The following is a 21,061-nucleotide window of genomic DNA, read 5'->3' as shown; positions in this document are numbered from 1 at the left end:
ACCGTCCCGGCTCACCGCGCCCCACCTTGCGCGGAACACAGCCAGACCGGACGGGGAGCGGAATGGGCTACAGCAGGCAGGGCCGACGGCAACGACGCAGGAGCCCGGTGATCTCCCCGGTGCTGCGGCCGAAGCTCTGGTCCGCCCTGCTCGGCGTGGTGGCGGCCGCGGCGCTCGCCACCCCCGTCTGGGCCGATCCGCTTCCCGACACCATTCCCAACGCCGGCTCCCGGCCGGAGGTCACGGGCACCTTCCAGCTGCCCGGCTCGATGCCCGGCCTGCCCGGCGTCACGCCCGGCGGGATCGGCGCCACCGCCCCCACCAACCCGGCCGACGGTCCGCTGATCGCCCAGATCAACCAGGCCGACACGCAGGTCGCCAAGCTCGGCGAGGACCTGATCCGGGTCCAGGGCGATCGGGACGCGGCACAGGCCCAGCTGGCCGCCGCCGACGCCGCGCTCAAGCAGGCCGTGGCGGCGCTCGACCAGGCCCGGGCGAACGCCGAGACCGCCGCCGCCGACGCGGTCAAGGCCGCGGCCGCGCTCCCGCCCGGCGAGTTCGGCACCGACCTGCGCGACCTGAACGCCCTGCAGCGCATCATCCGCGGCGACAAGGCCGAGGGGGCCACCGGCGCCGTGGACGGCGAGGTCGCCCGGGCCACCACCGCCGAGAAGATCGCCCGGGAGGCGTACGAGGCTGCGCAGAAGCGCGTCACGGACACCGTCGCGGAGTACACCAGGGTCGAAGCGGAACTGCACAAGCAGGAAGCCGCGCTGCTCAAGCTGCGGAAGGACAACGCCGCGCTGCTGCTCGAGGCGGCGCGGCGCGAGGACGCCGCCGAGCAGCAGATCGGCAGCTCGTACGTCAGCAACCAGAGCGTCAGCGGGATGGTCGCCCACCCGATGGCGCTGGCCGCCGTGCGGTACGCCCTCGCCCAGCTCGGTGACCCCTACCTCTGGGCGGCGGAGGGGCCGGACCGCTTCGACTGCTCCGGCCTGGTGCTCGCCTCGTACCAGTCGGCCGGCTACCGTGGCCTGCCCCGGGTCTCCCGCGACCAGTACTACGCCACCCGCTCCCGCACGGTCAACCCGAACGCGCTCCTCCCGGGCGACCTGCTCTTCTTCGCCTCCGGCAGCAGTTGGACGAGCATCCACCACGTCGCCATGTACATCGGCAACGGCAAGATGGTCGAGGCGCCGCGCACCGGGGACGTCGTCAAGATCTCGGTGGTCCGTTGGAGCCGGCTCTACGCCGCCACCCGGGTGGTCGGCGCCGTCCCCGCCCCGACGACCCCGACGCCGGCCCCGAGCAACACGACCACGTCGCCGACGCCGTCGGCCACCCCGAAGCCCACCCAGACGGCCACGCCGAAGCCCACCCCGAAGCCGACCAAGACGCCGACGCCGCGGCCCACCACCCCGAGCCCGTCCACCTCGCCGAGCACCTCGCCGTCGAACGAACCGTCCCCAACGCCGTCCCCCTCGACGACGAGCGGCTCGCCCACCACCGCGCCGAGTGAGGCGACCAGCACGCCGAGCACGACGTCGAGCGCCGCTGACCCGTCGAACAGCGCGGCGGAGAGCGGGTCGGCCAGCCCGAGCACCGGAAGCTGAGCCAACGGCCTTCGTTCGATCCGGAGCGCCGCCCAACGGCGCGGAGGCCGAATTGTGGCCGGTGTCCGCTCCGGCTGTGCGGCCGGGCCGGAATGTGGCACGGTGAGACTCAGGCACTCCCGGCCGGCGCCGCGGACCGGGGGCGAGCGTGGGCGCGGAGGGGCGAGCATGGGCGAACACGAGGTTCCGGCGGAGACGGTCCACCCCGGATCCGAGCCCGACCGCACCGACCGGCCGGCCGGGCCGGGCACCGACCCGGCCGGCAACGCGCCGGCCACGGTCGGGGTGGCCCGGGCACGAGCCAGTGTCGCCGTACCGCCGCCGGCCGACGACCGGCCGAACCCGCCGGCGACCGCCACGACCTACCAGGCGGCCGGTCCGGCGGAGCCCGCCCCGGCCCTGGACCGGCGGCAGCCCGGGGCCACCGTCGCGCCCTCGACCTGGTCGGCCTTCGCCGCCGCCGAACGGCCCGCCCGGGCGGCGGACCCGGCGCTCCCGGACCGCCCGTCCGACCAGGACGGCCCGCCGGCCGCCGTCCCCGCAGCAGCGACGGCGAGCGCCCCGCCCGCGCCACGGGTCGCCGGTTCCGCACGGGTGCCCGCGCCCGGGGGATCGTCGCCGGTGCCGCCCGCACCGCGCGCCGAGGCGGACCAGGCCCGGGCCAGCGCCGCCGTACCCGGGCTGAGCCGGGTCTCGCCCGACGAGGTCGCCGACGCGGTGGTGGCCAAGGCCGGCGTGGCCACGGTCTACCGCGGACACCCGGTCAACCCCGAGCCGCCCGAGCCGGCACAGCCGCCGGAGCCGGCCCAGCCGCCGAAGCCGCCCACGCCGGAACCCGAGCCGGCACCGACGCCCGTGCCGGGCCCGACCCCGCCGTCGCCCTCGCCGCCCATACCGGAACCGGAGCCCCCGTTCCGCCCGACCCCGCCGGTGCCCGCCCCGCCGCCCGGGCCCACCCCGCCCGGACCGGTCCCCCCGCTGCCGACGCCACCGGCGCCACCACCGGCTCCGCCGGTGCCCGCGCCTCCGCCGCCGCCCGGCCCCATGCCGGCCCCGCCGTTCCCGCCGCCGCCCGCCACCGCCGGCCTCCCCGGGTCGCCGGCCGCGCCGACCGCCCGGGCGAGCGCGTCGGTCTCGGCGCCGCCCGGCCCGCCGGTGGTGGTGCCGGCACCCGCGCTGCCGACCTGGCCACCGTCGGCCGAACCGACCGGGCCGACCGAGCACGCTGGCGCCCCGGCACACCCGGCGACCCGGCCGCCCGCCTACCAGGGCGGCCCCGACCTGGCCGGCACGGCGTACGGCGGCACCGACGGCCCCGGCTTCGCCACCGTCTCGTTCCCGCAGGGCAGCCCCCTGGAGAACTCCGGCTCGCTGACCGGGCACATCCTGGCCCAGGGCTGGGCCGAGGACGCGCCGGCCACCCGGTCCAGCAACACGAGGGTGGTGATCGTGCTGGCCGCCTCGCTGGCCCTGCTGATCGCGATCAGCCTGGTGGTGGTGTTCCTGGCCAACGACGCGCTGAGCGGGTTGACCGACGGCGCGGTGAGCAAGTGACGGGGTGAGCCCGCCCACTACGGCCTCGCGAGGCCGCGCCGCGCCCACCGCTCCGCCGTACACTTGTGGAGATCACTGACCTGGCGCGCCGTTGCGCGCCCATGGGCGATCTTGCGGGCGATTCGGCGGCGTGCAGCGCTGCGGCAGGCCATCGCGAAGATGCGCCCCGCTCGAAAGGCATTTCTTGACCACCTTCGCCACCCCTGGCACGTCCCCGTCCGCCGACTCCACCCCGACGCCGGAAGCCCCGGCCACCGAAACCCCCGACTTCGCCGCCCTGGGCCTGCCCCGGCAACTGGTCGACGCGCTGGCCCGCCAGGGCATCACCACCCCGTTCGAGATCCAGCGGGCCACCCTGCCGGACGCCATGGCCGGCCGGGACGTGCTGGGCCGGGGCCAGACCGGCTCCGGCAAGACCCTCGCCTTCGGCCTGCCGGTGATCGCCCGGCTCGCCGACCGCAACCGGGCCCGTCCGCAGCACCCGCGCGCCCTGGTGCTGGTGCCCACCCGCGAGCTGGCCATGCAGGTCAACGACGCGCTGATGCCGCTCGGCAAGGCGGTCGGCATCTTCCTCAAGACCGCCGTCGGCGGCGTCCCATACGACCGGCAGATCGACGCGCTGCGCCGGGGCGTGGAGATCGTCGTGGCCACCCCCGGGCGGCTCGGCGACCTCATCGAGCGCGGCGTCTGCCGCCTCGACGACGTCGAGGTCACCGTGCTGGACGAGGCCGACCAGATGGCCGACATGGGCTTCCTGCCCGAGGTCACCGAACTGCTCGCGAAGACCCCGGCGGACGCCCAGCGGCTGCTCTTCTCGGCCACCCTGGACAACGACGTCGACACGCTGGTCAAGCGGTTCATGACCGACCCGGTCACCCACTCGACCGCGCCGCCCACCGCCGCCGTGTCCACCATGGACCACCACCTGCTGCTGATCCCGCCGCACGACAAGTTCGCCGTGGCCGCCTCGATCGCGGCCCGGGACGGGCGCACCATGCTCTTCGCGCGTACGCAGCTCGGCGTCGACCGGCTGGTCGAGCAGCTCGCCGCGGTGGGCGTACGCGCCGGCGGCCTGCACGGCGGCAAGACCCAGCGGATGCGCACCCGGACCCTGGCCGAGTTCCGTGAGGGCCGGATGAACGTGCTGGTCGCCACCGACGTGGCGGCCCGGGGCATCCACGTCGACGGGGTGTCGCTGGTGCTGCACGTGGACCCGCCGAAGGATCCGAAGGACTACCTGCACCGGGCGGGGCGTACCGCCCGGGCCGGGGAGTCGGGCGCGGTGGCCACCCTGGTGCTGCCGAAGCAGCGCCGGACCACGCTGGCCATGCTGGAGAAGGCTGGCGTCGAGCCGGCCCAGACCCGGGTCCGCGCGGGCGACCCGGCGCTGGCCGAGCTGACCGGCGCCCGCGAGCCCAGCGGGGTACCGGTCCGCGACGAGCCCGAGCCGCGGCGGCACGGCGACCGCCCGTCCGGCTCGCGCCGCTTCGGCGACCGCGGCGACCGCCGCGAGCGGAGCTACGCGGACCGCGGCGAGCGCCGCGAGCGCAGCTTCGCAGACCGCGGCGAGCGGGGTTACCCGGATCGGGGCGAGCGCCGTGACCGGGGCTTCGCGGAGCGCAGTGACCGGGGCTCTACCGAGCGCCGCGAGCGGGGCTTCGCGGACCGCGGTGAGCGCGGCTTCGGCGACCGGGACGGGCACGGCGAGCGGCGGTACGGCGACCGTGGCGACCAGCGCTCCGGTCGGCCCTTCGCGGAGCGGCGCGAGCCCGGCGCGGACCGGCGCTTCGGCGACCGGGACCGGGACCGGGCCGGCTTCGAGCACCCCGGACGCGGCGAGCGGCGCTTCGGCGACCGGCCTGCGGGTGAACGCCGCTTCGGCGACCGCGACGGACGCGGCGAGCAGCGCTTCGGCGACCGGGGTGAGCGCCACTTCGGCGACCGCGACGGCCGGGGCGAGCGGCGCTTCGGCGAGCGGGGCGGTGACTTCCGGCCGACCGACCGGCGGGGCGGATTCCGGCCGGAGGGCCGGGGCCGCGACGACCGGCCGCGCGACGATCGGCGCGGCTTCGGCGGGCGGCCGCCGGCCCGCACCCACTGACCGGACCGGAACCGCCGGCAGGACGGGAACCCGCCCGCCGGCCCACCATCCTGACGGACGCCGCCGTCGAGCGACTGCTCGACGGCGGCGTTCCCGCATCCCGCGCCGCGGTCGCCCGGGTGGCGTAACGTCCGGTTCATGCCCACGATGCCGAAGTCGTTCTTCTGGTCCAGAACCGACACCGCCGGGTCGGAGCACGCCATCCTCGACGACCGCCAGGGCCTCACCGCGCAGGGCGTGATGCTGGCCGTGGACCCGGTCCCCTACACCTGCCGATACCGGCTGACGGTCGGCGCGGACTGGTCGGCGACGCGGCTGGAGGTCGAGGCCGACGGCGGCGGCTGGGCGCGGAGCGTACGCCTGGAACGCGACGGGGACGGGTGGCGGGTGCGCACCGGCGAGGAGGGTGACCTCGACGCGGCGCTGAGCGCGGCCGGGCATCCGCCCGCCGGGCTGCCGGGCACCGACGAGCCGGGCCGGCTGGCCCCGGCGCTCGACCTCGACCTGGGCGGCTCGGTGCTGTTCAACACCCTTCCGGTACGCCGGCTCGGGCTGAGCCGGGCCCCGGCGGAGCAGGCCCGGCGGATCGCCGTCGCCTGGGTGCTGGTGCCGAGCCTGGCGGTGGTCCCGGCCGAGCAGGTCTACACCTCGCTCGGGCCGGCCCGGATCCGCTTCGCCAGCGACAGCTTCACCGCCGACCTGGATCTCGACCCGAACGGCTTCGTGGTGCGCTACCCGGGTCTGGCCGAGCGGGTCTTCCCCGGCTGACCCGCCCAGGGGAGCCGGGTCAGGCCGGCCAGGCGCCGGTGGCGAGGAAGCGGTCGATGGTGGCCTGGTGCGGGGCCAGGTCCAGGCCCTGCCCGGCCACCCAGTCGTCGGCGTAGTAGGTGTGCGCGTACCGGTCGCCGGCGTCGCAGATCAGGGTCACCACCGACCCGGTCCGGCCGGCGGCGAGCAGCTCCGCGATCAGCCCGAACGCGCCCCAGAGGTTGGTGCCGGTGGAGCCGCCCACCCGGCGGCCGAGCACCGCCGACCCGGCCCGCATGGCGGCCAGCGACGCGGCGTCCGGCACCTGGACCATCCGGTCCACCACGGAGGGCAGGAACGACGCCTCCACGGTGGGCCGCCCGATGCCCTCGATCCGGGAGCCCCGGCCGGTCCGCACCGACCAGTCCGCGGCCTGCCAGGCGGGGTAGAACGCGGAGTTCTCCGGGTCGACCACGCAGAGCTTGGTGGGCAGCCGGCGGTAGCGGGCGTACCGGCCGATGGTGGCGCTGGTGCCGCCCGTCCCGGCGCCCACCACGATCCACGCCGGCACGGGGTGCCGCTCCAGCGCGAGCTGCGCGTAGATCGACTCGGCGATGTTGTTGTTGCCCCGCCAGTCGGTGGCCCGCTCGGCGTAGGTGAACTGGTCCATGAAGTGCCCGCCGGTGTCCTCGGCCAGCCAGCGGGCCTCGATCACCACCTTGGCCGGGTCCTGGACGAGGTGGCAGCGCCCGCCCTGGAACTCGATCTGGGCGATCTTCTCCGGTGAGGTGGAGGCCGGCATCACCGCGATGAACGGCAGCCCCAGCATCCGCGCGAAGTACGCCTCGGAGACCGCCGTCGAGCCGGACGACGCCTCGATGATCGTGGTCTCCGGCCCGATCCAGCCGTTGCAGAGCCCGTACAGGAAGAGCGACCGGGCCAGCCGGTGCTTGAGCGAGCCGGTGGGGTGCACCGACTCGTCCTTGAGGTAGAGGTCGATGCCCCATTCCCGGGGCAGCGGGAAGGGCAGCAGGTGGGTGTCGGCGGAGCGGTTGGCGTCCGCCTCGACCGTGGCGATCGCCTCGGTCACCCAGGCTCGGCTGGCCTCGTCACACCGGTCGAGATGAGTCACGTCGGCAACGTTACAAGCGAGCTCAGCTCGCGCTCGGGCCGGCCCGGCGCGCCTGCCGGCGCTGACCGGCCCGACCGGCGGCCCGGACCACCGGGGTGAGGGCCAGGGCGAGCCGGGGGAAGGCGTCCAGGAGCCGGACCTGGGCACCGCGCCAGCGCGGCAGGCTGACCACCGGGCGCGGCCGGCGGGCCAGCCGCACCGCCCGCGCGGCCACCCGCTCGGGCGTGAGCAGCGACCCGGTGAAGGAGGCCAGGGCCCCGGGGTCGTCGAGCTTGTCGTGCAGCATCGGCGTCCAGATCCCGTCCGGGCAGAGGCACGACACGTGTACGCCCCGGACGCCGGCCATCCGCAGGTCGGCCAGGGTGCCGAGGCTGAACGCGAGCAGGGCGTGCTTGCTGGCCGCGTAGACGGTCTCGCCGGGGGCGGCGATCAGCCCGGCCAGGGAGACGATGTTGAGCACGTGTCCGTGACCCTGTTCCCGCATGATCGTCAGGGCGGCCAGGGTCCCGGTCATCGCGCCGAGCGCGTTCACCTCGACCAGCCGCCGACGGGTCGACGCGTCGTGCGTCCAGGCGGGTCCGGTGGCCAGCAGGCCGGCGTTGTTCACCCAGAGCCCGAGCCCGCCGGCCGCCCCGGCCGCCGTCGCGGCGACCTCGGCGCAGGCCGCCCCGTCCCGGACGTCGAGCCGCCGGGACCAGCCGCCGAGCGGTGCCGCGGCGGCGGCCACCGCGTCGCCGTCCACGTCGGTGAGCAGGACGCGCCATCCGTCGGCGTGCAGCGCGGCGGCGATCGCGCGGCCGAGCCCGCCGGCCGCCCCGGTCACCACGGCAGCGCCCCGCGCGGAGATCGTCATCGGCGCACGGTATCCCCGCGGCAAGGTCAGGACCAGAGGTCCCCTGTCCCGGCGACTGACCGGCCGCTCGGTCTCGACCGGCACCGCCGGCCGGCGGACGGCCGTAAACGAGCCGGTCAGGAGGCGGACGGCTCGACCGGCTGGGGGCGGTTCTCCCACTTGGTCGACAGAGCGATCCCGGTACGGGTGGAGGCCACCCCGGGCGTCCGGTTCAACCGCACGATGAGCTGCTCCAGCTCGGCGATGGTGCCCACCCGGGCCTTGAGCAGGAACGACTCGACCCCGGCCATGAAGTAGCAGGACTCGATCTCGGGCATCTGCCGGAACGCCTCCAGCACGTCGTCGGTGTCGGCGTTGGAATCCTCGACGATGCCGATCAGCGCGGTGACCGCCAGCCCGATCGCCTCGGGCTCGACCTCGGCCCGGTACGCCCGGATGACCCCGCTCGACTCGAGCTTGCCGACCCGCTCGTGCACCGCCGGCGCCGAGAGCCCCACCTGGCGGGCCAGCTCGGCGTACGACAGGCGGGCGTTGCCGCGCAGCAGCTCCACGAGGCTCAGGTCGATCGCGTCCACGGAGTGTCACCCTATCCGTTCGGGCGTAACGCCCGACGGTCGGTAACAGTTGAACATGACGTCATGTAACGGTTCACAAACCAGCAGTCAGGGCAGTTCTCGGCCGGTACCATTTACTAACTTCTCACTTCCGTGCGTTTTTCGCGTTTGGGCGGACAGGCCAGGTCGCTGGTGCTGTAATTGCCATACGTCCCTCATGACGGCTCTGGGCTCGCACCGGCCGGGGGCAGTGTGTTCAGCCGGGGGCTTCGTCGATGCGAGGAGGGGGCTGTGGACACTGGAGATCGCCTGCTGACACCGGGTGAGGTCGCCGCGCTGTTTCGGGTTGACCCGAAGACCGTGACGAGATGGGCAGCGGCCGGGCGGATAGGCAGCATCCGGACTCCAGGCGGGCATCGCCGGTTTCGGGAATCGGAGGTACGGGCCCTGCTTGAGGGGGAGGGCATGCTGGACGAGTCGGAGGACATGGGAAAGTCGCGCAACATGGGCCCGACCGCCTCGACCGGCCCCGGACCGGCGAACGCTGGCATGTACTGAGTCGGTACCGATCGGCACGCGGGCCGGCCGTCAGGCCCGGTCCGCGTCCCGCCGGGACGCGGCCAGCTCACCCGACCACCGACGAAAGAGCGTGTGCGGTACGCCGAGCGAGTCGAGCACCTTGCCGGCCACGAAGTCGACCAACTGCTGGGCGGAGGCCGCCGCGCCGGCGCCGTAGAAGCCGGGGCTGGCGGGCAGCACCACCGCACCGGCGTCGTGCAGCGCGATGAGATGCTCCAGGTGGCTGCGGGTCACCGGGGTCTCCCGCGGCACCACCACCACCGGCCGCCGTTCCTTGAGGTTCACCTCGGCGGCGCGCTGCAAGAGGTCCTTGGAGAGGCCGATCGCGATGCCCGCGCAGGCCGCAGTGCTCGCCGGGACCACCGCCATCCCGCGTACCCGGTAGGAGCCGCTGCTCGGGCCGGCCGCCAGGTCGCCGGCGGGCCAGTGCCGCAGGTCCGCGTCGGCGAGGTCGCGGCCCAGCCAGGCGGCCAGGTCCTCGACCCAGTGCGCGTCCCGGAAGGCGCGGCCGGTCTCGTCGAGGATGGTCAGCCGGGCGGCCCGGGAGACGATCAGGTCCACCGCCTCGCCGGCGTCGAGCAGGCCCCGGACGACGGCGGCCGCGTACGGCGTGCCGGAGGCCCCGGAGACGCCGACCACCCATGGTTCACGCATACCGTCAAGCGTGCCTGGTCCGGCCGGGCGGCCGGGCGGGGACCCCCGCGGCACGTCCGGACCGTCCTGCTTGTCCCGCGACAAGCACCGATGTCCAACAGGGGCGGCGAGCCGCTTCGCGACCTGCCATGCTTCCGACGATCATCCATGCCCAGAAAGGGATCGGTGATGACGGAAGCGGTGCTCCGCTCGCTGCGGTCCGACTGCCCGATCCGGCCCCGGCTCTCGCCCTACGCCGACGGGGTGCAGGAGTGGCTGGTCGACCAGCTCGACCGGCTCGGCCTGCTCCGCGACGCCGCCGCCCGGGAGCGGCTGGCCCGGGCCGGTTTCGCCCGGTACGCCGGCCGGCTCTACCCGGGCGCCGCCGAGCCCGACCTGCGCGCGCTGGCCGCCCTGTTCGCCTGGTTCTTCCTGGTCGACGACCTGTGCGACGGGCCGGGGCGACCCGATCCGGCAGGGATCCGGGCGCTGCGGGACGGGACGCTGGCCCTGCTCCGGGAGGGTCCCCGGGCCCGGCATCCCGGCTTCTCGGGTCCCCTGCGGCGGCTGCTGGTGCAGGCGTGGCGGGAGCCGCGACGACGGATGCCGGCCCGCTGGCGGCTGCGCTTCGCCGACGCCGTCGCCGACCACCTCGACGGCGCCGGGCGGGAGGCGGCCGCCAAGGCCGCCGGCCGACCCCCCGGGATCGAGGAGTACGTGGCGCTGCGCCGGGCCACCTCGGCCGCGTACGTGTCGTATCCGCTGATCGAGTTCGCGGCCGGCCGACCCCTGCCCGACGCGGTCTACCACCATCCCGCGCTGCGCCGGCTCGCCGAACTCGCCAACGACCTGCTCTCCTGGTTCAACGACCTGGCCTCGTTGGACCGGGACCGGGCCACCGCCGGCGGCCACAACCTGGTGCTGGCGATGGCCGCCGAGCGGGGCGTGCCGGTGCCGGACGCGGTGGCGCTGGTCGCCGACCGCTGGCGGACCGAGATGGCCCGCTTCATGGCGCTGCGCGCCGCCGTACCGTCGTTCGGTCCGGCGCTGGACGAGTCGGTCGCCGTCCACGTCGACGGCGTCTCGAACGCCGTCCGCGGCACCGTCGACTGGACCCTGGAGAGCGCCCGCTACCCGGTCGGCTCCGCCCGCTGACGCGGGCTCACGGCACCGCCCGCTGACCTCCGACTCACGGCCGCAGGCCGAGGCGGACCACCAGGTCGAGCAGGGCGAACACGAACAGGGCGATGCCCACGAAGCCGTTGGCGGTGAAGAACGCCCGGTTGACCTTGCTCAGGTCGGTCGGGCTGACCACCAGGTGCTGGTAGCCGAAGGCGAGCGCGGTGAACGCCAAACCGATCCACCAGAGCCAACCGAAGCCGACCAGCGCGCCGAACCAGATGAACAGCGCGAAGGTCACCACGTGCGCGACGGTGGAGGCGTGCAGCGCGAAGCGCAGCCCGTAGCGCGCCGGGACGCTGTGCACCCCGATCTTCCGGTCGACGTCCGCGTCCTGGCAGGCGTAGATCAGGTCGAAGCCGCCGATCCACAGGCCCACGGCCGCGCCGAGCAGCCAGGCCGGCCCGGAGCCGGCGAGGGTGCCGGTGACCGCCAGCCAGGCGCCGACCGGCCCGACCGCCTGGGCGATCGCCAGGATGGCGTGCGGCCAGTTGGTGAACCGCTTGCCGTACGGGTAGACGACCAGCGGGATCACGGCGAGCGGCGCGAGCGCCAGGCAGAGCGGGTTGAGCAGGGCGGCGGCGGCGAGGAAGACCACCAGTGCGACGGCCGCGCCGGTCCAGGCCGTCCGCACGCTCACCGCCCCGGTCACCAACTCCCGCTTGGCGGTACGCGGATTCCGCGCGTCGATCCGCCGGTCGAGGATCCGGTTGGCGGCCATGGCGAACGTCCGCGCCCCGACCATCGCCACGGTGATCAGCAGCAGGTCGAGCCAGCGGACCTGCCCGCCGTGGACCCGCATCGCGGTCAGCGCGGACAGGTACGCGAACGGCAGCGCGAACACGGAGTGCTCGATGGTGACCAGCTTGAGGAAGGACTTGACCCGGCCCGGGTGTTCCACCGGGGCCTCGGCGACCGCGGCCATCAGATCCCGTACTCCTTCCAGCGCTTGTCGACCAGCGACACCACCTCGGGCGACATGGTCATCTCCTCCGGCCAGCCCCGGGTGTAGCCCTCGGCGGGCAGCTTGCGGGTCGCGTCGATGCCCGCCTTGCCGCCCCAGAACTGCTGGTACGACGCGTGGTCGAGGTGGTCCACCGGCCCCTCGGTGAGCATCAGGTCGCGGGCGTAGTCGACGTTGCCGAAGGCGCGGAACGCGACCTCGTTGTAGTCGTGCACGTCGCAGTCCTCGTCGACGATCACGATCAGCTTGGTCAGCGACATGAGGTGCGCGCCCCAGATCGCGTTCATCACCTTCTGCGCGTGCTTCGGGTAGCGCTTGCGGATCGACACGATCGCGCAGTTGTGGAAGACCCCGGCGGCCGGCAGGTCGTAGTCGACGATGTCCGGGATTAGCAGCTTGAGCAGCGGCTGGAAGATCCGCTCCGTGGCCTTGCCCAGGCCGTGGTCCTCCTGCGGCGGCTTCGAGGTGACGATCGAGTGGTAGACCGGGTCGCGCTGCATGGTCATCGTCTCGACGTGCAGCACCGGGAACGGCTCGACCGGGGTGTAGAAGCCGGTGTGGTCGCCGAACGGGCCCTCGGGCAGCCGCTCGCCGGGCTCCAGGTAGCCCTCCAGCACCACCTGGGCGTGCGCCGGCACCTGCAGCGGCACGGTCAGGCAGTCGACCATCTCCACCCGCTCGCCGCGCAGGAAGCCGGCGAACAGGTACTCGTCGATGTCGCTGGGGAGCGGCGCGGTGGCCGCGTACGAGACGACCGGGTCGCAGCCGATCGCGATGGCGACCGGGAGCCGCTGGCCGAGCCGTTCGGCGACCGCGTGGTGGGCGGTGGAGTCCTTGTGGATCTGCCAGTGCATGCCCAGCGTGTTCCGGCTGTGCTGCTGGAGCCGGTAGAGGCCGAGGTTGCGCTTGCCGGTCTCCGGGTGCTTGGTGTGGGTCAGCCCGAAGTTGTGGAAGATGCCGCCGTCCCCCGGCCAGACCTGCAGCCCGGGCAGCCGGTTCAGGTCGACGTCGTCGCCCCGGTAGACCACCTGCTGGCAGGGCGCGGTCTTCACCTTGCGCGGCGGCACCGACTTGAGCTGCATGACCTTGCCGAGGCCCTCGCGGATGCCGGACCAGCCGACCGGCAGCTCCGGCTTGATCAGCCCGCCGATCCGCTCGCCGATCTCGTCCAGCGAGTCGACGCCGAGCGCCATCGCCATCCGCTTCTCGGTGCCGAACAGGTTGATCGCCACTGGCATCTCGCCCCGGGTCGGCCGCTCGAAGAGCAGCGCCGGACCGTCGGCCCGCACGGTCCGGGTGACCACCTCGCTGATCTCCAGCGTGGGGTCGACCGGGACGCTCACCCGCCGCAGCTCGCCCGCGCGCTCCAGCGCCGCGAGGAAGTCCTTGAGATCGGTGTACGGGAAGCCACGAGCCGCCATGACTGCCATCCTCCCGCACCCCCCACCACCCCGCCCACGCCGGGTGCTGTGACGTGAGAGGAAGGACCCCCGCTCGACGCCTCCGGTAGAGCAGGGGCCCCCTGTTGGCGCACGCGCCCTCAGCCGGCCGCCGGCTCCCAGGCGTACGCGGCGAGCGGCGGGTCGAGCGGGGCGTCGACGAGCCGGTTGGCGAAGGTGGAGATGGTGTACGTCCCGACGCCGAGCACCACGTCCAGCGCGTGCCGGGGGCGCCAGCCGGCGGCGAGGAAGGCGTCCAGCTCGTCATCGGGGACGCCGCCCCGGTGATCGAGCACGGCCAGGGTGAACCGGCGCAGCGCCTCCAGTCGCGGCTCCGGCAGTGCGGCGCCGGCACGCAGCGCCTCGATCAGCTCGGGCGTCCCGCCGCGCCCGGCCAGGGTGGCGGTATGCATGGCCACGCAGAGGTGGCACTCGTTGCGGGTGGCGACGGTGAGCACCACCACCTCCCGGGCGATCGGGTCGAGGTCAGTGGACTCGAAGACGGCGGTGGCGCCGAGGAAGCCCTTGAGCAGCTCGGGCGACTCCGCCATCAGGCCCACGGCGGTGGGCAGGTGGCCCTGTTTGCGGTGCACGCCAGCCATGACCGGACGGGCGGCGGCGGGCGCGGTGTCGGGGGTGTGGGCGGTGAAGACTGGTCGGGACATGACGGGACCCCTCACGTAAGATAGTCAACGTGGTTGACCAGATAGTAAACGTGGTTGTCGAACGTGGCAACGCCTGACCGCCCCGGCTTCGCGCTCCCGCTGCTGATGCTCGCCGGCTTCCGCACCCTCATCGACGACCTGCACGCCGAGCTGGCCCGGCAGGGCCACCCCGACCTGCGCCCGGTGCACGGCTTCGTACTCCAGGCGGTCGGCCCGGCCGGCACCACCGCCAGTGAGCTGGGCCAGCGCCTCGGCGTCTCCAAGCAGGCGGCGGGCAAGACCGTCGACCGGCTGGTGGCGCTCGGCTACCTGGACCGCGCCGACGATCCCGCCGACGCCCGGCGCAAGCTGGTCCGGCTGACCGACCGGGGGCTGGACGGGTTGCGCCGGTCCGCGGTCGTGTTCGACCAGCTCCGCGACCGCTGGGCGGCCACCCTGGGCGCCGACCGGGTCGCGGCCATCGAGGACGACCTGCGCCGGATGGTCCCGGCCGACGTCTTCCGCCTCGACGTCCCCGGCTGGTTCGGCGCCTGAACCGCAGGCTCAGCCGGTGTAGAGCCGGGCGGGATCCACCAGCACGACGTCCGAATCGGTCGATGCCACGCGAACAAGATCATCGGTGAAGCCCCCCGCGGTCGCGAGCAGCAGGCGGGTGTCGGTGGCGTCAAGCCCGGGGCGGCGGACGAGTAACTCCCGGATGTGTCTCAACCGGTCCAGGTCCGCCTGGCCCAACCGCCGCCCCCACTTCACCTCGCCGATCGCGAGCAGCGGACGCGGTCCGTCACCGAGCGGCGGCTCGCCAAGCGCGACGAGATCCAACTCGTGGCTGGTTCGGGTGGACGGGTCCGTCACGGTCGCGGCGCTGGCCTCGGCGACGATGCCGTCGAAAACGTCCAGGTCGGCGAAACGGATTGCCCACTGCCGGACGATCTCCTCGAACCGGGGACTGAGGACGGCACTGGTGTACCGACGGCTCGACCGGCGCCACACGTCCGCGCCGCGACGCTGCTCGAGTGCGGTCCAGGCAGGCCGCATGATCGCCTGGTAGAAGGTGATGAGCGGTTCGGTAATCCGGTAGCTACTGCGTCCGCTCCGCAGCGGGTCCGGTTCCCGCACCAGCAGTCCGGCGTCCTCCAGCACGGTGAGTGGATGTTGCAGGTCATTCGCCTTACGCCCGATGTAACCGGCGATCCCGCCACGACTGGCGTTGCCCTCGGCAACCGCCGCGAGCACGGAGTGGTAAAGCGCGACATCCCGCAGATCAGGGTCCTCGGCCAGCAGGTAGCGCGCCTCCCGGAACAACGGCCGCGCCGGGTTGAGGACCGCCCGCACCACCCAACTGTCGAAGTCCTCCGGACCGCTCGGCGCGTCGTCCTGGACGTATTCCCGCCGGTAGGCCGGCGTCCCACCCACGATGGAGAAGACCTGCACCGCCAGCAACGGGTCCTCGATACCCCAGAACGCGGCAGCGACGCGATAGTCCAGCGGCTGTACCGGTAACTCCAGGCCGGCCCGGCCGCGCAGCGGGGCGGAACCGGCGAGCAGGCCACCCATGAACGACAGAGCCGACCCGCAGAGCAGCAGACGGGTACGGGACTGCGTACGCTCCGGCCGCCCGGGGGTGAGGGCGTGCTGGATGATCGATGGGAGGTCCCGGGCAGCCCGCACGAGATACGGGAACTCGTCGAGCACCACGGTCACCGGGCGCTCCCGCCCCAGGGCGAGCAGGGCATCCACCGCCGAACTCCAGTCGGCCAACTGAACCGGCCCCGGCGCACCCGTGTAGGCACCCAGCGCCTCGCCGAGCCGCCGCAGCGACTCCGCCGCCGTCGCCTCGGTAGCGCCGAAGTAGAAGCCGCCAGTGGCTCGGGCCAGCTCATAGAGCAGCAATGTCTTGCCTTGGCGGCGTCGGCCACTGACGACCCCGAGGGTGGCGCCCGGGCGCTCGTCGGCGGCGAAGCGGATCAACTCTGCCCACTCGACGTCCCGGTCGAAGATCCCCTTCGGCTTCGACAATTGAGTCACGAGGGCCACCGCATTTCGTAGAACTACAATTCTTAGAAGTGTAGTCCTACATTTTGCAAACGCAGGAGTAGACACGGTCGCCTCGTGACGCGACGGTACGAGGATGAGTGACGCGTACGTGGTGGGCGACCCGGACGGCCTCACCCCACTCCAGGCGGAGATCCGGGACGCCGTCGCCCGGGAGCTGCACGCCCAACTGGCCATGCGAGCCGAGCGGATCGAGCTGGCCGACGTTCCCGAGATCGCCTACCAGGTGACGTTGGGCGTCGACCGGGTGCTCACCCGTCGACGCCGGACGGGGATCAGCTGACGCCGGCGTACGAGTGCAGGCCGGTGAAGAAGAAGTTGACGCCGAACAGGTTCATCAGCATGGTCAGGAAGCCCAGGATCGAGATCCAGGTGGCCACGTTCCGCTTGACGCTCGGGGTGGCCCGGGCGTGCAGGTAGCCGGCGTAGACCACCCAGGAGATGAAGGCCCAGGTCTCCTTGGGGTCCCAGCCCCAGGCCCGCCCCCAGGCCGCCTCGGCCCAGATCGCCCCGGCGATCACCGCGAAGGTGAAGAGCGGGAAGGCGAAGGCGTGCAGCGCGAAGGTCAGCCGCTCCAGGCCGGCCGCCGCCGGCAGCCGGCGGGCCAGGGTGTACGGGAAGCTCCGCCGCCCCTGCTCCCAACCGGCCCGCATCAGGTACGCCGCGGCCGGCACCACGCCGAGCAGGAAGATGCCGGAGGCGAAGATGATCGTCGACACGTGGATGATGAACCAGTACGACTGCAGCGCCGGCATCAGCGGGGTGACCTGCACGTAGAGCTTCAGCTCGGCGAACGCCAGCAGCAGCACCATGACCAGGGTCAGGAAGAGCCCGAGCCGGCGCAGCGACGGCTGCTTCCAGAGCACCGCGAGCCAGGCAGCGGCCCCGATGAAGGTGACCGTCAGCACGAACTCGTACATGTTGCCCCAGGGCATCCGCTCGGCGGCGACGCCACGGGTGACGACCGCGCCCAGGTGCAGGACGACGGCGAGCGCGGTGACCCAGCCGGCGATCCGCCCGGCGAGCGCGGCGCGGGCGGCCGAGCGGCTGGGCCGGCTCCCGGCCGGCGTGGCGGGCGCGGTGCTGGCCGGGGCGGCGGGTGCCTCGACCGGGCCGCCGGCGCCGCCGACGCCGGCGCCGACCAGCTCCCGGGCCGGCGCGGCAGTCTTCACCGACACCGCGCGGGCGTTGCCGAGCGCGTACTCGACGGCGTGGCTGATCATCGCGACCAGGTACGCCAGGATCGCGTACGTGACCAGCTGGTCGGAGAGTGCGGACATCACTCGACCCCTTCTCGCGCCCGGCCGTCGCTTCGCCCGTCGTCGCTGACCGCGGCGACGAGCTGCGCGAACTCGTCGGCGAACCCCGGATGCTCGGTGCGCGGCAGCCCACCGGCCTCCACCAAGCTACTACCGTGCGTCGGAGATCCGCCCTCGGGGGGCGAAATCCGGAACCAGACCCGCCGCCGCCGGGCGAAGAGCGAGCCCATCAGGCCGGCGAGCAGCGTCACGCAGGCGCCGAGCATCAGCATCTGCCCTGGGGCATACCGGACCGCGATGGTGATGTACGGCTTCGTGCCGACGAACTCCAGCGTGCTGCCGTCGTCCAAGGTCCACTTCTCGCCCAGGCCCAGCTTCTTGTTGCCGATCTGCTTGAGCTTGCCGTTGTCGATCTGCCGCTGGTCGAGCTGGTAGACCGACCCGGGGATGCCGGCGTCCAGGCCGAGGTTGCCCCGGTACGCGGCCAGCATCACCGCCGGGTTCCGCTCCTCGGGGAACTGCGACGCGACGAACGGCGCGCTCTCCGGGGCGGTGGGCAGGTAGAGCCCGTCGAAGGCGACCTGCTGATCGGGGGCACGCTGGCCGGTCTTCGGATCGACGTTCGCGTCCGGGAACGCGGCCACCCCCTCCTCGGTCGCGTTCGCGTCGCCGGTACGCAGGAACGGCACGGTGCTGGTCTGGGTACGGCCGTAGCGGTCGGTGTACTTCAGGATCGGGGCGTACCCGTTGCCGAGCAGGTAGACGTTGGCCGAGCCGAGCCGCAGCGGCGAGTTGACCGAGAAACCGGCGGTCCGCGTCGCGCCGTCCGGCTGGTCGACGGTCACCGTGGCCCAGTAGTGCGCGGCCTGCCCGGACGGGAGGTATTTCGCGTCGAACTTGTCCAGCTTGAGGCAGAACGGCGGCAGGTCGGCGCTGTCCACCCGGGGGCCGAGCGTCGCCTCGGCGTACTGCTGCCGGGTGTTGCAGAAGGCGTTTTCCTCGCCCGCCACCAGCAGCCGGTTGCCGTGCCAGCCGTACCAGGAGCCGACCGCGACGCCGAGCAGGACGGCGACCAGCGAGACGTGGAAGAGCAGGTTGCCGGTCTCCTTGAGGTAGCCCTTCTCGGCGGAGACCTCGTTGCCGCGGACCACGACCCGCCAGCGGCGGCGGCGCAGCACCGCCGCGATCGCCTCGGGGTCGGCGGCGGCCGGGGCCGCCAGCACCGTGTGCTGCGGCAGCCGCTCCAGGCGCTTCGGCGCGGCCGGCGGCTGCAGGCGCAGCGCCCGGACGTGGTCGCGCGCCCGGGGCAGGATGCAGCCGACCAGCGAGGTGAAGAGCAGCAGGTAGATCGCGGAGAACCAGACCGAGCCGAAGACCTCGAACATGCCGAGCTGGTCCAGGCGCGGGGCGAGGTCGGGGTGGTCGACGAAGTACTGGTTGACCTTCTCCGGGCTGACCCCGCGTTGTGGCAGCACCGAGCCGGGGATGGCGGCGACCGCGAGCAGGAAGAGCAGGATCAGCGCGGTACGCATGCTGGTGAGCTGCCGCCACGAGTTGCGCAGCAAGGCCAGCACCGGGTTGACCCGGCGCCGGGGCGCGGGCGGGGCCGCCGGTCGGTCGTCCACGGTCGTCATCAGATGCTCACCTCGCCCGTGCCCACGTGCGTCTGCAACCAGATCACGAAGTTCTGCCAGCCGCCGGTGACCAGCGCCAGGCCGATCAGGATCAGCAGGGCGCCGCCGATGCGGGTGACCCAGCGGCTGTTGCGCCGGACGGCGCGGAACAGCCCGAGCAGGCGGTGGAAGCCCAGCCCGAAGACGACGAACGGTACCCCCAGGCCGAGGCAGTACGCCACGGCGAGCAGCACCGCCCGGTCGGTCTTGCCCTCGACCGCCGCCAGGCCGAGCACCGCACCGAGCGTCGGGCCGGTGCACGGCAGCCAGCTCAGCGCGAAGACCGCGCCGAGGACCGGGGCGCCGAGCAGCCCGGCGGCGGGCAGCCGGTGGATCCGGAACTCGCGCTGCAACCCGGGGATCACCCCGAGATAGCCGAGGCCGAGTACGACGATGAGCGCGCCGATGACGATCTCCAGCGTGCGCTCGTACTCGAAGAAGAGCTTGCCGACGCCGGAGAAGAGGATCGCGGTGGCGGTGAACACGGCGGTGAACCCGGCGATGAAGAGCAGCGTGCCGGCGAGCACCCGCCCCTTCACGACGGCCACCGGCCGGGCCGCCGGCGGCGCGGCGACGGCCACGCCGCCATTGCTGTCCGCGCCGCCCGCCGGGTTGGCAGGGGCCCCCTCCGCCACCGGAGGCGTCGACCGGGGGCTCTTCCTCTCCGCCCGCCCCTCCAGGTCGGCGCCGGCCAGCCCGGTGACGTACGACAGGTAGCCGGGCATCAGCGGCAGGACGCACGGCGAGAGGAAGCTGACCAGCCCGGCGAGCGCCGCCGCGCCCACGGCCAGCAGCAGCGGGCCGGACTCGGCGAGTTGGCGGAACGTCTCGCCCATCAACGGGATCCGGACGCCGGCTGCTCGGCGGCGATCCGCTCGACGATGGGCCGCAGCCGGTCCTGGGTCACGGCGGCCCGGATCACGGTGGCGATCCGCCCCTCGCGGTCCAGCACGACGGTGGCCGGGATGGTGTTCGGCGGGATGTCCAGGGCCAGCGCCAGCCGGCTCGCCGGGTCGAAGAGGCTCGGGTAGGTGACCCGGCCCTCCTCGAAGGCGATCGCCTTGTCCTTGCTGTCCTGCACGTTGATGCCGAGGAAGCTGACCCCGGACGCCTTGGTGGCCTGGTAGGTGGCCTCCAGGTCGTCGGCCTCGGCGCGGCAGGGTGCGCACCAGGAACCCCAGAAGTTGACCACCACGACCTGCCCGCGGGCGTCGGCGACGTCGTACCGGCCGCCGGTGAGCAGGTCACCGGCCAGCTTGGGGGCCGTCGACCGCTGGTCGGGCGCGCATTCGATGACGCCGTTCCGGTCCGAGCAGCGGCTCTCCTGGTTTCCGGAGGAGCAGCCGACCAGCGCCGTCCCGGCGGTGACGGCGGCGAGCAGGGCGGCGACGAGCCTCCGGGTGAGCATCAGGCTCCCTTGGCCGTCCGGGCGGTCGGCGAGATCGCGATCAGGTGGGCCGCCGGCTCGGAGTATCCGATGCCGACGACCTTGGCGCCGTCGAAGTGGAACGAGGTGAGGCTGGCTAGCCCGCACTGCCGCTTGCGCGGGTCGTGCCAGAGCCGCTTGCGCTCGACGTACCGGCGCAGCGTCCAGATGGGCAGCTGGTGGGAGACGAGCACGGCCTCGCGCCCCTCGGCGGCGATCCGGGCGGCGTGCAGCGCGGCGAACATCCGCTCGGCGATGGCCCGGTAGGCCTCACCCCAGGACGGGGTGACCGGGTCGCGCAGCACCCACCAGTTGCGCGGGTCGCGGAACGAGCCGTCGCCCGGGGAGACCTTCTTGCCCTCGAACCAGTTGGCGCTCTCGATCAGCCGCTCGTCCACCCCCACCGGGAGGCCGAACTGCGCGGCGATCGGCTCGGCGGTCTGCTGCGCGCGTTCCAGCGGGCTGGCCACCACGTGCACCACGGTCTTGTCGGCGAGCGCCTGGGCGGCGGCCTTGGCCATCTGGACGCCCAGCTCGGAGAGGCGGAAACCGGGCAGCCGGCCGTAGAGGATGCCGTCCGGGTTGTACACCTCGCCGTGCCGCAGCACGTGGACCACCGTCTCGCTCACGACTGCGCC

21 protein-coding genes are annotated in these 21,061 nt (G+C 73.6%); 8 read left to right on the top strand and 13 right to left on the bottom strand.

The genetic code is table 11. The annotated features are described in order from the left end of the window. Window positions 1–62 precede the first annotated feature (62 nt). The 4 genes from ACY34I_RS07490 (at window position 63) to ACY34I_RS07475 (ending at window position 6,036) form a co-directional block, all read left to right on the top strand. Window positions 63–1,613 carry a C40 family peptidase gene (locus tag ACY34I_RS07490; protein WP_462753746.1) on the top strand — a complete coding sequence of 517 codons (1,551 nt, stop codon included), beginning with the start codon at window positions 63–65 and terminating at the stop codon, window positions 1,611–1,613. Between the two features lie 168 nt (window positions 1,614–1,781). Continuing rightward, window positions 1,782–3,167 carry a hypothetical protein gene (locus ACY34I_RS07485; protein ID WP_462753744.1) on the top strand — a complete coding sequence of 462 codons (1,386 nt, stop codon included), beginning with the start codon at window positions 1,782–1,784 and terminating at the stop codon, window positions 3,165–3,167. A 184-nt stretch (window positions 3,168–3,351) separates the two neighbouring features. Next, window positions 3,352–5,268: a DEAD/DEAH box helicase gene (locus tag ACY34I_RS07480; RefSeq protein WP_462753742.1), complete on the top strand. Its 1,917-nt coding sequence runs from the start codon at window positions 3,352–3,354 to the stop codon at window positions 5,266–5,268. A gap of 147 nt (window positions 5,269–5,415) precedes the next feature. Beyond that, window positions 5,416–6,036, top strand: coding sequence for a putative glycolipid-binding domain-containing protein (locus ACY34I_RS07475; protein ID WP_462753855.1), 621 nt, complete (start codon window positions 5,416–5,418; stop codon window positions 6,034–6,036). A gap of 19 nt (window positions 6,037–6,055) precedes the next feature. Here the strand turns inward: ACY34I_RS07475 and cds1 are convergent, their stop codons facing one another. From cds1 to ACY34I_RS07460, 3 genes are all read right to left on the bottom strand, one after another. After that, on the bottom strand, window positions 6,056–7,147 hold the full coding sequence (cds1, locus tag ACY34I_RS07470; RefSeq protein WP_462753740.1) for an L-cysteine desulfhydrase Cds1: 1,092 nt from the start codon (window positions 7,145–7,147) through the stop codon (window positions 6,056–6,058). 22 nt (window positions 7,148–7,169) lie between these two features. Then, window positions 7,170–8,000 carry an SDR family NAD(P)-dependent oxidoreductase gene (locus ACY34I_RS07465; RefSeq protein WP_462753738.1) on the bottom strand — a complete coding sequence of 277 codons (831 nt, stop codon included), beginning with the start codon at window positions 7,998–8,000 and terminating at the stop codon, window positions 7,170–7,172. 116 nt (window positions 8,001–8,116) lie between these two features. Then, the gene (locus tag ACY34I_RS07460; RefSeq protein WP_148794041.1) at window positions 8,117–8,575 is read right to left on the bottom strand and encodes an Lrp/AsnC family transcriptional regulator; all 459 of its coding nucleotides are present in this window, start codon (window positions 8,573–8,575) and stop codon (window positions 8,117–8,119) included. A gap of 270 nt (window positions 8,576–8,845) precedes the next feature. Between ACY34I_RS07460 and ACY34I_RS07455 the strand changes: the two genes are divergently transcribed. Next, window positions 8,846–9,112: a BldC family transcriptional regulator gene (locus ACY34I_RS07455; protein WP_462753736.1), complete on the top strand. Its 267-nt coding sequence runs from the start codon at window positions 8,846–8,848 to the stop codon at window positions 9,110–9,112. Window positions 9,113–9,142: 30 nt separating this feature from the next. Here the strand turns inward: ACY34I_RS07455 and ACY34I_RS07450 are convergent, their stop codons facing one another. Then, window positions 9,143–9,787: a UbiX family flavin prenyltransferase gene (locus tag ACY34I_RS07450; protein WP_462753734.1), complete on the bottom strand. Its 645-nt coding sequence runs from the start codon at window positions 9,785–9,787 to the stop codon at window positions 9,143–9,145. A 168-nt stretch (window positions 9,788–9,955) separates the two neighbouring features. Between ACY34I_RS07450 and ACY34I_RS07445 the strand changes: the two genes are divergently transcribed. Next, window positions 9,956–10,921 (top strand): terpene synthase family protein, encoded by a 966-nt coding sequence (locus ACY34I_RS07445; protein ID WP_462753732.1) that lies wholly within the window; start codon window positions 9,956–9,958, stop codon window positions 10,919–10,921. Window positions 10,922–10,955: 34 nt separating this feature from the next. Here the strand turns inward: ACY34I_RS07445 and mqnP are convergent, their stop codons facing one another. The 3 genes from mqnP to ACY34I_RS07430 form a co-directional block, all read right to left on the bottom strand. Continuing rightward, a complete protein-coding gene (gene mqnP / locus ACY34I_RS07440) occupies window positions 10,956–11,870 on the bottom strand; it encodes a menaquinone biosynthesis prenyltransferase MqnP (protein WP_462753730.1) in 915 nt (304 codons plus the stop codon). Then, complete coding sequence (locus ACY34I_RS07435; protein ID WP_462753728.1) at window positions 11,870–13,330, bottom strand: menaquinone biosynthesis decarboxylase; 1,461 nt, start codon at window positions 13,328–13,330, stop codon at window positions 11,870–11,872. The genes mqnP and ACY34I_RS07435 overlap by 1 nt, the downstream gene beginning before the upstream one ends. A 119-nt stretch (window positions 13,331–13,449) precedes the next feature. Then, window positions 13,450–14,013, bottom strand: coding sequence for a carboxymuconolactone decarboxylase family protein (locus ACY34I_RS07430; protein ID WP_462753726.1), 564 nt, complete (start codon window positions 14,011–14,013; stop codon window positions 13,450–13,452). 63 nt (window positions 14,014–14,076) lie between these two features. Between ACY34I_RS07430 and ACY34I_RS07425 the strand changes: the two genes are divergently transcribed. Beyond that, entirely contained in the window at window positions 14,077–14,547 is a 471-nt protein-coding gene (locus ACY34I_RS07425; RefSeq protein ID WP_462753724.1) for a MarR family winged helix-turn-helix transcriptional regulator, read from the top strand. Between the two features lie 9 nt (window positions 14,548–14,556). Here ACY34I_RS07425 and ACY34I_RS07420 read toward each other — a convergent pair whose 3' ends face one another. Continuing rightward, window positions 14,557–16,038, bottom strand: a complete 1,482-nt coding sequence (locus ACY34I_RS07420) for an AAA family ATPase (protein ID WP_462753722.1) — start codon at window positions 16,036–16,038, stop codon at window positions 14,557–14,559. A gap of 103 nt (window positions 16,039–16,141) precedes the next feature. Between ACY34I_RS07420 and ACY34I_RS07415 the strand changes: the two genes are divergently transcribed. Then, on the top strand, window positions 16,142–16,348 hold the full coding sequence (locus tag ACY34I_RS07415) for a hypothetical protein (RefSeq protein WP_462753720.1): 207 nt from the start codon (window positions 16,142–16,144) through the stop codon (window positions 16,346–16,348). Here the strand turns inward: ACY34I_RS07415 and ccsB are convergent. The 5 genes from ccsB to ACY34I_RS07390 are packed head-to-tail and all read right to left on the bottom strand — an operon-like array spanning window position 16,341 to window position 21,052. Then, window positions 16,341–17,345 (bottom strand): c-type cytochrome biogenesis protein CcsB, encoded by a 1,005-nt coding sequence (gene ccsB / locus ACY34I_RS07410; RefSeq protein WP_462753718.1) that lies wholly within the window; start codon window positions 17,343–17,345, stop codon window positions 16,341–16,343. The genes ACY34I_RS07415 and ccsB overlap by 8 nt on opposite strands. After that, window positions 17,345–18,958: a cytochrome c biogenesis protein ResB gene (gene resB, locus ACY34I_RS07405; protein WP_462753716.1), complete on the bottom strand. Its 1,614-nt coding sequence runs from the start codon at window positions 18,956–18,958 to the stop codon at window positions 17,345–17,347. Before resB ends, ccsB begins: the two co-directional genes overlap by 1 nt. Beyond that, the gene (locus ACY34I_RS07400; RefSeq protein ID WP_462753714.1) at window positions 18,958–19,833 is read right to left on the bottom strand and encodes a cytochrome c biogenesis CcdA family protein; all 876 of its coding nucleotides are present in this window, start codon (window positions 19,831–19,833) and stop codon (window positions 18,958–18,960) included. Before ACY34I_RS07400 ends, resB begins: the two co-directional genes overlap by 1 nt. After that, window positions 19,833–20,405: a TlpA family protein disulfide reductase gene (locus tag ACY34I_RS07395; RefSeq protein WP_462753712.1), complete on the bottom strand. Its 573-nt coding sequence runs from the start codon at window positions 20,403–20,405 to the stop codon at window positions 19,833–19,835. The genes ACY34I_RS07400 and ACY34I_RS07395 overlap by 1 nt, the downstream gene beginning before the upstream one ends. Then, on the bottom strand, window positions 20,405–21,052 hold the full coding sequence (locus tag ACY34I_RS07390) for a histidine phosphatase family protein (protein ID WP_462753710.1): 648 nt from the start codon (window positions 21,050–21,052) through the stop codon (window positions 20,405–20,407). Before ACY34I_RS07390 ends, ACY34I_RS07395 begins: the two co-directional genes overlap by 1 nt. Between the last annotated feature and the right edge of the window lie 9 nt (window positions 21,053–21,061).

The sequence above is a fragment of the Micromonospora sp. RTBAU3-60 genome, from assembly GCF_054963695.1.
Note: the sequence above shows the minus strand (reverse complement) of the source record. Positions and strands in the feature narration are given on the sequence as shown.

Coding starts and splice junctions, on each gene's coding strand:
- resB (WP_462753716.1), bottom strand. CDS start 18,958: ATGACGACCGTGGACGACCGACCGGCGGCCCCGCCCGCGCCCCGGCGC.
- ACY34I_RS07395 (WP_462753712.1), bottom strand. CDS start 20,405: ATGCTCACCCGGAGGCTCGTCGCCGCCCTGCTCGCCGCCGTCACCGCC.
- ACY34I_RS07485 (WP_462753744.1), top strand. CDS start 1,782: ATGGGCGAACACGAGGTTCCGGCGGAGACGGTCCACCCCGGATCCGAG.
- ACY34I_RS07465 (WP_462753738.1), bottom strand. CDS start 8,000: ATGACGATCTCCGCGCGGGGCGCTGCCGTGGTGACCGGGGCGGCCGGC.
- ACY34I_RS07490 (WP_462753746.1), top strand. CDS start 63: ATGGGCTACAGCAGGCAGGGCCGACGGCAACGACGCAGGAGCCCGGTG.
- ACY34I_RS07400 (WP_462753714.1), bottom strand. CDS start 19,833: ATGGGCGAGACGTTCCGCCAACTCGCCGAGTCCGGCCCGCTGCTGCTG.
- ACY34I_RS07475 (WP_462753855.1), top strand. CDS start 5,416: ATGCCGAAGTCGTTCTTCTGGTCCAGAACCGACACCGCCGGGTCGGAG.
- mqnP (WP_462753730.1), bottom strand. CDS start 11,870: ATGGCCGCGGTCGCCGAGGCCCCGGTGGAACACCCGGGCCGGGTCAAG.
- ACY34I_RS07445 (WP_462753732.1), top strand. CDS start 9,956: ATGACGGAAGCGGTGCTCCGCTCGCTGCGGTCCGACTGCCCGATCCGG.
- ACY34I_RS07435 (WP_462753728.1), bottom strand. CDS start 13,330: ATGGCGGCTCGTGGCTTCCCGTACACCGATCTCAAGGACTTCCTCGCG.
- ACY34I_RS07430 (WP_462753726.1), bottom strand. CDS start 14,013: ATGTCCCGACCAGTCTTCACCGCCCACACCCCCGACACCGCGCCCGCC.
- ACY34I_RS07450 (WP_462753734.1), bottom strand. CDS start 9,787: ATGCGTGAACCATGGGTGGTCGGCGTCTCCGGGGCCTCCGGCACGCCG.
- ACY34I_RS07415 (WP_462753720.1), top strand. CDS start 16,142: ATGAGTGACGCGTACGTGGTGGGCGACCCGGACGGCCTCACCCCACTC.
- ccsB (WP_462753718.1), bottom strand. CDS start 17,345: ATGTCCGCACTCTCCGACCAGCTGGTCACGTACGCGATCCTGGCGTAC.